The organism is Mycobacterium arosiense ATCC BAA-1401 = DSM 45069 (assembly GCF_002086125.1).
In the GTDB taxonomy this organism is placed as follows: domain Bacteria; phylum Actinomycetota; class Actinomycetes; order Mycobacteriales; family Mycobacteriaceae; genus Mycobacterium; species Mycobacterium arosiense.
The window spans coordinates 42,672-52,657 of record NZ_MVHG01000030.1; the positions used below are offsets into that span (position 1 = coordinate 42,672).

General features: G+C 65.5%; 4 protein-coding genes and 1 pseudogene. 4 read left to right on the forward strand and 1 reads right to left on the reverse strand.

The features are described 5' to 3' along the window. The first annotated feature begins 217 nt into the window (after positions 1-217). Positions 218-1,453 (forward strand): cysteine--1-D-myo-inosityl 2-amino-2-deoxy-alpha-D-glucopyranoside ligase, encoded by a 1,236-nt coding sequence (gene mshC, locus BST14_RS14105; protein ID WP_083064973.1) that lies wholly within the window; start codon positions 218-220, stop codon positions 1,451-1,453. A 155-nt stretch (positions 1,454-1,608) separates the two neighbouring features. On the opposite strand, the gene BST14_RS30985 is transcribed toward mshC, so the two are convergent. After that, on the reverse strand, positions 1,609-2,493 hold the full coding sequence (locus tag BST14_RS30985) for a helix-turn-helix domain-containing protein (protein WP_245845400.1): 885 nt from the start codon (positions 2,491-2,493) through the stop codon (positions 1,609-1,611). A 1,070-nt stretch (positions 2,494-3,563) separates the two neighbouring features. On the opposite strand from BST14_RS30985, the gene BST14_RS14115 reads away from it, so the two are divergent. The 3 genes and pseudogenes from BST14_RS14115 to BST14_RS29545 all read left to right on the forward strand — a co-directional run. Then, positions 3,564-6,248, forward strand: a complete 2,685-nt coding sequence (locus tag BST14_RS14115) for a helix-turn-helix transcriptional regulator (protein ID WP_142279404.1) — start codon at positions 3,564-3,566, stop codon at positions 6,246-6,248. A gap of 430 nt (positions 6,249-6,678) precedes the next feature. Beyond that, positions 6,679-9,318 (forward strand): helix-turn-helix transcriptional regulator, encoded by a 2,640-nt coding sequence (locus tag BST14_RS14120; RefSeq protein ID WP_211280723.1) that lies wholly within the window; start codon positions 6,679-6,681, stop codon positions 9,316-9,318. A 601-nt stretch (positions 9,319-9,919) separates the two neighbouring features. After that, a pseudogene (locus BST14_RS29545) lies at positions 9,920-9,986 on the forward strand (MbtH family NRPS accessory protein); the annotation flags it as partial.

Below are 9,986 nucleotides of genomic sequence, written 5' to 3' on the forward strand. Positions count from 1 at the left end.
TCGGCGACGTTGAGGAGATTTGCTCGATACCGGATTCAGCAAACCACAAATCGCGCGGCGGCGATATAGCTTCGGGCGCGCGGCGTGCCGGGTGACTCAGACCCGCATCGTCAGCGCGCCTAGTGTTCACCGGCCAGCGACTCAGTTGATCAGCCTCCCTAACCACAACACCTGACGGTCGAAGGCACGCTGATCGACTCCCATTAGGCTGATTGCCATGCAGTCGTGGTCTTCCCCAAAGGTCCCCGTGTTGCCGGGACGCGGCCCGGAACTTCGGCTGTATGACACGTCGGATCGGCAGGTCCGTCCCGTGGCGGCCGGATCGACCGCCACGATGTATGTCTGCGGCATCACCCCGTACGACGCGACCCACCTGGGTCACGCGGCGACCTATTTGGCGTTCGATCTGATCTACCGGCAGTGGCTGGACCTCGGCCACGACGTCCACTACGTGCAGAATGTCACCGACGTCGACGATCCGCTGCTGGAGCGCGCCGAGCGCGACGGCATCGACTGGCGCGACCTGGCCGCGCGTGAGGTGTCACTGTTCCGCGAAGACATGGCGGCGCTGCGCATCCTGGCCCCCCACGAGTATGTCGGGGCAACCGAGGCCATCGCCGAGGTCGTCGAACTCGTCGAGAAGATGCTGGCGTCGGGTGCGGCCTACGTCGTCGACGGGGACTACCCGGACATCTACTACCGCGCCGACGCCACGACGCAGTTCGGCTACGAATCCGGGTATGAGCGCGACACCATGCTGCGACTGTTCGCCGAGCGCGGCGGCGACCCGCAACGGCCCGGCAAAACGGACGAGCTCGACGCACTGCTGTGGCGGGCGGCGCGGCCCGGGGAGCCCAGCTGGCCCTCGCCGTTCGGCCCCGGCCGCCCGGGCTGGCACGTCGAATGCGCGGCGATCGCGCTCAGCCGCATCGGCAGCGGCTTGGACATCCAGGGCGGGGGGAGCGACCTGATCTTTCCGCATCACGAATTCACCGCCGCGCACGCCGAATGTGTCCGCGGCGAGCGGAGATTCGCGCGCCACTACGTACACGCCGGGATGATCGGTTGGGACGGGCACAAGATGTCCAAAAGTCGCGGCAATTTGGTCTTGGTCTCTGCGCTGCGCGCGCAAGGTGTCGAGCCGGCGACCATCCGGCTCGGGTTGCTCGCCGGACACTATCGCGGGGACCGGTATTGGAGCGACCAGGTGCTCGACGAGGCCATCGCGCGGCTGCGCCGCTGGCGCAGCGCTACTGGGCTGCCGGCCGGCCCGGACACGACCGACGTGATCGCGAGGGTGCGCCAATACCTTGCCGATGACCTCAACACCCCCAAAGCACTTGCCGCTTTTGATGGTTGGGCCACCGACGCGCTGGAATACGGGGGCCACGACGCCGGGGCGCCCAGCCAGGTGGCGACGGCGATCGATGCGCTGTTGGGGGTGGCCGTCTAGCCGACGTCTCGGTATGACTTGGTCAGGCCGGTAAAGGGTGACGGCCATCCACAGGAATTCGAATCCGTGCACCCGCGTGCGGAACTGCACGGTGTCGCTCCAGCCGAGCTGGTCGCTCACCGCCAGCACCAGTGCCTCCTGGCAGGCTGCGGCCGTCAGGACAACGGCGAGTATTCCGGCGGTGGCCAGCAGCCACTCGCGAGTGTCGGTACCCTTAGCAGCTCCGAGCCGAACACCCACAGCAACCGCCCCACCAGAATGACGATGATGGTCAGGTACAGGCCCAACGCCAACACCGCACCCCAGCCGCCGGAGACCTCTAACGTTTGACCCGCGACGCGAGCACGGCTGTCCGCGGCCGGGAAGGCCGCGGACAGGACGATGGCGGCCAAGCGGTAATAGCGGTGACTGCGGCGCGTTTCCTCCGGTGAGATCCGGTTCCACAGCATGGTGAAACCGATGAACTCACCGCACGCCAAAATCATTGCTACGCAGGATAATTGCTGGGCCGTTGCCACGCCCATGAGGGCATCTTCAGACAACGCCGCTTCCAATCGGCGCTCCCGCAGCAGCTGCGCCAGCAGCAGCCAGGCCATCACGTTGTTGAAGTGGGTCTGGTACAGGTTGGCTCTGCACCACCGAAACCGCGCCGCAAGAAGCATCGCCATGATCGCGATCACGGGCCACGCGACGACACCCGGGATGCAGGACGTCATTGACGACGAAAGAAGGCGCTGCGCATCATGGTCAGTGCCACGATCGATCAGGTATGACGGTGGCACGCCGAAGAAATCGGCGATCGCTCTCAGGTGGGCGACAGTGGGGTTCGTCTTTATGCCGCTTCTGAGTTGCCAAAGGTAAGCCGGGCTGATCGAGACGCCGGTTTTATCGGTGATCGCGCCGCGGCCGCGGCGTTGGACATCGGAGGCGTGCCCGCCTTGCGCATGAGCTCGAACAGCTTGTTCAGGCGGGCCGCCAGCTCGCCGTCGTCGGGTTCTTTGGTCGGGACGTTGTCGGCTAGCAATGCAATCTCGTTCCACCTGATCTCTCGCGGCGTGTGCTCATGTCAGGGGCCCGCCGTCCTCGGCTGCCCCAAATCGATACTCGCCCATACTTTTTAGTGTGGTGGGGCCTCGATGTGTGTGCATTGGTCAAGTGCTTCGACTCGCTATGCGCGGACGGAGGAACGCTCAGTTTTACATTTGCAGCAGCGTGCGGTTCAATTCCTCGCGTGTACTGTCGTGCACGGTTCGCCGAAGCTGCCTTTTCTTCTGATTGGGGCGGCGGACCTGCCGGGAGCGGCGCCTGCGGGCCCGGCTTTGCTGGTGAACGACGAGGGGCGCCCGCCAGAGTGCCGGGTCCGCCTTGGGGCGGGGAGCCTCGAGAGTTCCATGCCTACTGATGCCGGGCGGGCGCGCCGTCCGGATCGGCGAAGCGATGCGATGCGAAAGTCGCCAGCCTGGCGACAAGCCTTTCGCAAATGCAGCAAACTCGACTACCGCTCCCCGGCGGCCATGAGCCGTTGTCTACGTCGCGTCGTAAAAGACCCACCTGTTCGCAATGGCGCCGCTAAGATGTGAACTCTCGGAAGTGCCGGCACCGGCTGGCGGTGTTAGCCGACATGGCAATCCGGAGCCAAAAGTTTGGTTTTCGTGTCGCTTCCGCCGTCAGCCCCTGGCGAGCCGTGCGTTGAATAAATGTTTGCTAGGAACCCCCTGCGGTTCCGTGGTGCGAATCTATGGAACAGCTGTATAAGCAGGACATTAATTTACGCAAGTGTCGAAGCCGGCCGCGTCGTAACAATTTGCTGCCAGGTGCAACCAGGGGTATATTTCGCGATTATTACTGGACTGCGGAAGGGATGAGTCCGGTGCACATCACGAGCGGGCCCGCCCGGCCGTCAGTAGACGGCCAGTCGCGTCGACCGCTGCGCCGTGATAATCGCCGGCCACAAGAGCGTCGTGTGGCCGTTACCGCATGGGCCGGTCGCCGGCCCATCTGGAATTTGGAACGCTATCCACTGGCTATCTGCCTGGCGGTGCGAGACGTCCGGGCGCCGGTGTCCGCTCGATAACATCTAGGGTTTTAAGTGTCGGGGCAAGCCGGGTCGATGTGGCCCATTGTGGGTCGAGATGTGGAGTTGCGGCGATCCCTCGCGGCTTTGAGCGGCGGGGAATTCAACGGGGTGGCGCTGGTCGGTGACAGCGGAGTGGGCAAGTCGACGTTGGCGCGCATGCTGGCGAAGACGGTCGAATCTGCAGGCAGGACAGTGCGATTCGCGCTCGGCACCAAAACGGGCTACGCGGTGCCGCTGGGCGCGTTTTCTCGCTCGGTCAGCCTTGGGGTAACCCACGAACCGGCAATCATGCTGGCCGCTGCGCACAACACGTTGAGCCAAGAGAAAAACCTGGTGATGGTGGTCGACGACGCGCAGCTGCTCGATCCGTTGTCGGCCACCTTGGTCAACCAGTTGGCGGCCGGGCGCAGCGCACGGTTGATCGTGACCATCCGGTCGGGCGAGCCGGTCTCGGATGCGGTGACCGCGTTGCTGAAAGAACGCATATTGCTGACCGTGCACGTCGATCCGTTCACCCGCGAGCAGACCGCCCAATTGGCCGGCGCGGTTCTAGGTGGTCCGGTCGATTTTCGATTGGTGGACGAGTTGTTCGAGCGCAGCGCGGGAAATCCGTTGCTGCTGCGCGGTTTTCTGGCCGCCGGGCACGAAAGCGGGGCGCTGGTTCAGACGGAGCAAGGCTGGCAACTGCGGGGGCCGTTGCGTGCCGACCGCGAGCTGCACGATGCGCTGGAGTTTCAGCTGCAATCGCTGAGCGCAGCGGAGCTGGAGGTGGTCGAGATCCTGGCCACCGCCGAGCGGCTGAAGTGGGAGGTGCTTCGGGACGTCTGCGATGCGGAGGCGGTGGCAAGTCTGGAGCGCCGGGGTCTGATCCAGTTGGTCGCCGACGGATCCCACACCCTGGCGCAACTGAATCACCCGATGCTCGGTGAAGCGGCGACCCGGCACGCCGGGATGGTGCGCTCGCGGCAGATCAACGGCAAATTGGCCCGGGCTCTTCAAAAGCACGAGCGGGCCGGGAGCCGGCTGAGGTTGCCTGGCCTAGACGGCCGAATCCGGATGGCGCAGTTCATGATGCGCAGCGACCTGGAGCCCGACCTCGACGTGGTCACCGAGGCCGCCGTGGACGCGTTGGCGACATCGAACGTGGTGCTGGGCGAGGAGCTGGCGAGGTTTGCGGTCGATCGCGGTGGTGGTGTGCCGGCCGCTTTGGTGCTTGCCGAGGCGGTGAGTTGGCAGGGCCGCGGCGAGGAGGCCGATTCTGTGCTGGTCGACGCGGAACCCGACGACGGCGACGAATGGCTGATAGCCCGGTGGGGCTGCTTGCGCGCCGCCAACCTGTACTGGGGCTGCGCAGACGTCGAAGCCGCCACGCGGGCACTCGATGACGTGAAAAAACGCGTGGCGGCCGACGCGGGTATGCAGCTGATTGACGCGCTGGAGGTGTCCATGGGCTACTTCCGAGGCGACGTCGAGACGACCGTCGCGCTCGGGCCTGCCCTGTGCGAGTCCGATTTACTGCCGATTGCGACGGTGTGGGCTGCCTTCCCCAGCTGCGCTGCCCTGGCGGCAGTCGGGCGGTTTTCGGACGTAAGCCGCCTGGCCGATGTCGGGCTGCGGGCGGCCGCAACGTGCGGACTAGGGCCGCATCAGTTCAACATCGGGATGACCGAGGTCATGGCCGCGACCGCAGCAGGCAACGATCGCTTGGCCGAGCGCACCTACAAGCGTTACGCGGCGATGGCCACCGGTCTTCCTGAAGCGGAGGCGATGGTGGACGCGATGCTGGGGCTCGCGCACGTCGCACGCGGCGAGCTCGCGTCGGCGTGCGCCGCGTTCGTCAAGTCCGGAACGCTGTTCGCTCAGGGTTTTCCGTCGCCGTGGTTGGTTTTGGTTGCGGCCCGCCATGCCCAGGCCGAGGGGGCCCGGGGGGACAACGCCGCGGCCGCGGCGGCGCTGCGGCGTGCGGAGAAAGCCTACGGACCGCATGTTCGGGTGTTCTTGCCCGAACTCGAACTCGCCCGGGCCTGGGAGCGGGTGTCCGCCGGCGACACGACGGCCGGGCAGACGCACGCGCGGCGCGCGGCGCAAAATGCGCGAGTGGCCGGGATGCACGCGGTCGAACTGCAGGCGCGCCATGCCGCGGTGCGCTTCGGCGATCGTTCGCAGGCCACGCGGCTGGAGCAGCTCGCTCGCACGCTGAACAGCGCGTTGGCCGAGGCGGTCGCAGACCATGCCCGCGGCTTGGCGCGGCACGACGGCGATCTGCTCGATGCCGCGGCACATCAGTTTGCCGACCTCGGCGCGTTGGCCTTCGCCGCCGACGCATCGGCCCAGGCTGCCGCCGAACACGCCCGCCGCGGCGACCGCGCCAAGAAATTCGACTCGTCCACCCGCGCGCACGCGCTGGCGAGCCAATGCGGTTTGCGCACCCCGTCGATCGACGCGTCGGCCCGCCCACTTCCGTTCAGCAGCCGTGAACGCCAGATCGTCATGCTGGTAGCCGCGGGTTTGTCCAACCGGCAGATCGCCGACCGGCTCGTTATCTCGGTGCGCACGGTGGAGGGACACCTGTACCGGATTTTCACCAAGCTGGGCATCAAAAGTCGCGACCAACTCATCGCTCTTACCCGCACGGAGCCGTCCGCGCGAGGCGAGTTGTTACTCCGTGAAGACGAGTCTCTGAATATCGGGAGCCACGACCACCCTCGCCCCGCCTGACTCTTCATAGATAAGCTATGAAGTCCGCCCGGCTGCCACTCTATCTCTTCGCACGCACCACTCGACTTACTTGTGGATTCCGATGGCGCCTGCTCGAGGGGCCATACGCTCCCGCTCATGAGAGGCACTCGGAAAAGCACAGTCGCGACCGTTGGCCACGATGTCGACCCATCCGGATCCGCGGTGACGGCTTTGCCGCGGGAGCCGCTCGCAGTCGGGGGTCGACTCGCATCGGGTTACTTGGGTAGGACCTCGGCGCCGCTTGACGCGTTCAGGCTTTATTTGGCGGCAGCGTGTTCGGCCTTCATGTAATGGCAACGTGCTCGGGCCGTCTTGTCGGGCAGACGAGAACGGCACTGGCTCGCGATAGTCGACGGGCGCACCAACATTGGTCGCCTTTGTCGGCGGCGTCGGTGGGAGTGAGAAAATTTTGACGCATCGGGTAATTGAATCGGCGTGGCCCATCGTCGGCCGCGATGCCGAGTTTCGGCGGTCACTGGCGGCGCTCAGCAACGGGGACTTCAACGGGGTGGCGTTGATCGGTGACAGCGGAGTGGGCAAGTCGACGTTGGCGCGCATGCTGGCGAAGACGGTTGAGGCGGCAGGCCGCACCGTTCGTTTCGCGTTGGGCACGCAAACCGGTTGCGCTCTGCCGCTGGGCGCGTTTTCTCGCGTGGTGAGTCTCGGGGTGGGACACGAACCGGCGATCATGCTGGCCGCTGCGCACAACACTTTGGGCCAGGACAAGAACCTGGTGGTGGTGGTCGACGACGCGCAGCTGCTCGATCCGTTGTCGGCCACCTTGGTCAACCAGTTGGCGGCCAGCCGCAGCGCACGGTTGATCGTGACCATCCGGTCGGGCGAGCCGGTCTCGGATGCGGTGACCGCGTTGCTGAAAGAACGCATATTGCTGACCGTGCACGTCGATCCGTTCACCCGCGAGCAGACCGCCCAATTGGCGGGCGCAGTGTTGGGGGGGCCGGTCGAGTCCGGATTGGTTGACGAGTTGTACGAGCGCAGTGCAGGAAATCTGTTGTTACTGCGGGGTTTTCTGTCCGCGGGGCGGGAGAGTGGGGCGCTGGTTCACACGGAGGAGGGCTGGCAACTGCGGGGGCCGTTGCGTGCCGACCGCGAGCTGCACGATGCATTGGAGTTTCGGCTGCAATCGCTGAGTCCAGCGGAGCTGGAGGTGGTGGAGATTTTGGCCATTGCCGAGTTGCTGGAGTTGGAGATCCTGCGTGAACTCTGCGATGCCGACGCAATGGCAAACCTGGAGCGTCGCGGTCTGATCCAGCTGGTTGCCGACGGATCCCACACCCTGGCGCAACTGAATCACCCGATGCTCGGTGAAGCGGCGACCCGCCGCGCCGGGATGGTGCGCTCGCGGCAAATCAACGGTCTCTTGGCGAAAACTCTTCGAAGGCACCTGCGGACAGCGGGGCGGCGCTCGCAACTGCCCGACCTGCGCGGCCGGATCCAGTTGGCCCAGTTCATGATGCGCAGCGACCTGGAGCCCGACCTGGGTGTGGCCACCACGGCGGCCGCCGACGCTTTGGCGCTCTCGAATGTGGTGCTGGGCGAGGAGCTGGCGAGGTTCGCGGTCGATCGCGGTGGTGGTCTGGCGGCATCTTTGGTGCTTGCCGAGGCGGTGAGTTGGCAGGGGCGCGGCGAGGAGGCCGAAGCGATCCTCCTGGACGCCGACCTCGAGGAGGCCGATGAGTGGTTGATCGCGCGGTGGGGGTGCCTACGCGCCGCCAACTTGGCGTGGGGATGCGGTGACGTGGAAACCGCGGGGCGCGTACTGAGCGACGTGAAACAGCGTGTTTCGTCCGAGGGCGGCCTACAGCTGATCGAGGCCTTCGAGGTTTCCATCGGGTTCTTCTGCGGCGACATTGCGACGACGATCGAACTCGGGCCGCGACTGTGCGAGCCCGACGCCATACCAATGGCGACCGTGTGGGCGTCCGTCGCGACATGCGGTGCCTTGATGGCCGCCGGACGGTTTTCAGAAGTCGGGCGCATAGCCGAGGCGGGCCTGCGCGCGGCCGCGCTCTCCAAAGCGGGATCGCAACGGTTCGCGATCGGGGTGACCGAGGTTATGGTCGCGACTGCTTCCGGTGACTATCCCGCGGCCGAGCGGATCTACAAGCGGTATGCCGCAATGGCGATCGGCATCCCAGCGGCCGAGGCCATGGTTGAAGCCATGCTCGGACTCGTCCAGGTCGCCCGCGGTGAGCTGCCGACAGCCTGCGCTACCCTCGACCGCTCGATCTCCGAACTGTCCCAAGGTTTTCCGTCACCCTGGTTGCTGGTGGTGGCCGCCTTACATGCGCAGGCAGAGGGTGCGCGGGGGGACGGTGCGGCGGCCGCGGCGGCGTTGCGTCGAGCGGAAAAGGTTTACGGGCCGCATGTTGCGGTGTTCTTGCCCGAACTCGAGCTTGCCCGGGCGTGGGAGCGAGCGGCTGCCGGCGACCCGGCGGCCGCCCATACGCACGCGCTGCAAGCAGCGGAAATCGCGCGAGCGGCCGGGATGCACATGGCGGAGATCCGGGCGCGTCATGCCGCTGTGCGCTTCGGCGATCGTTCGCAGGCCACACGCGTGGCGGAGCTTGTCGGGACGTTGAACACTCCGTCGGCGCGGGCGGTCGCCGACCATGCCCGTGGTCTGGCGCAACACGACGGCGACCTGCTCGATGCCGCGGCTCACCGGTTCGCTGACCTCGGCGGCTTGGCTTTTGCCGCGGACGCGTCGGCTCAGGCCGCAGGCGAGCACGCCCGCGCGGGCGATCGTCGCAAGGAGGTCGAGTCGTCGACCTGGGCGCACGCTTTGGCCAGCCAGTGCGCTCTGCGCACCCCCGCACTCGAGGCCGCGGCGCGTCCCCTTCCATTCAGCGGCCGTGAGCGACAGATCGTGCTGCTGGTCGCGGCGGGGCTGTCCAACCGCGAAATCGCCGACCGGCTGGTCATTTCGGTACGCACGGTGGAGGGACACCTGTACCGCCTCTTCACCAAGCTAGGCATCAACAACCGCGACCAACTCATCCATCTCATCAACCGAGATGCGTCGTGAAGCAACAGGTGGTCGGGGGTATTGGTCGGGGCCACCGGTAGCGGGCTGTTCAACCGGCCTGTGGTCCGCCTACGCCTGTGATAGCCGCACCAACTGAAAACCGAAAACCACTCCTGCACAGTGGAATAGCAGGTAGGTCCGTGCCGCGCGACCAGCTACGAAGCCACGATTCGCCCAGGACACAAGACGACGACATCGGCACGTCATGACGGACGTTCCGCAGTGCCGCATGCTCATCGAAGACAAGCATCCAGATCTCGGCGAACCTCGGTGTCCGTTTCGGGCGGGCGCATGTCGGCCCGTAACGGACGAAGCCGATTGTGCCAGTGAAAAATAATGGGGCACACCATATTTCGAGATTGTCCGCTAATTTCGGCTACGCAATTTCGTGTCGCTGCGGAGCCAACACTCTGTCGGCTTGCGCCTACCACTCTATGTCGGGGTCGCAACTACGCTACTGACTTAATAAGCCTGACAACCGGATTGAAAGCCACGACGCTCTGGGTCATGCACTTCGTCGAGACCGCTTGCGGGCGCCCGGTCAGCAATAGCTAGTGCACTCAACTGTTCGGCTCATGCCATAGCAACACTTGGAGGTTCGGTGAGTACTAACCCGTTCGACGATGACAAAGGCAGCTTTTTTGTCCTGATCAACGACGAAGAGCAGC

Excerpts from the sequence above, each read along its gene's own strand:
- mshC (WP_083064973.1), top strand. The coding sequence starts at position 218 with ATGCAGTCGTGGTCTTCCCCAAAGGTCCCCGTGTTGCCGGGACGCGGC.
- BST14_RS14115 (WP_142279404.1), top strand. The coding sequence starts at position 3,564 with ATGTGGCCCATTGTGGGTCGAGATGTGGAGTTGCGGCGATCCCTCGCG.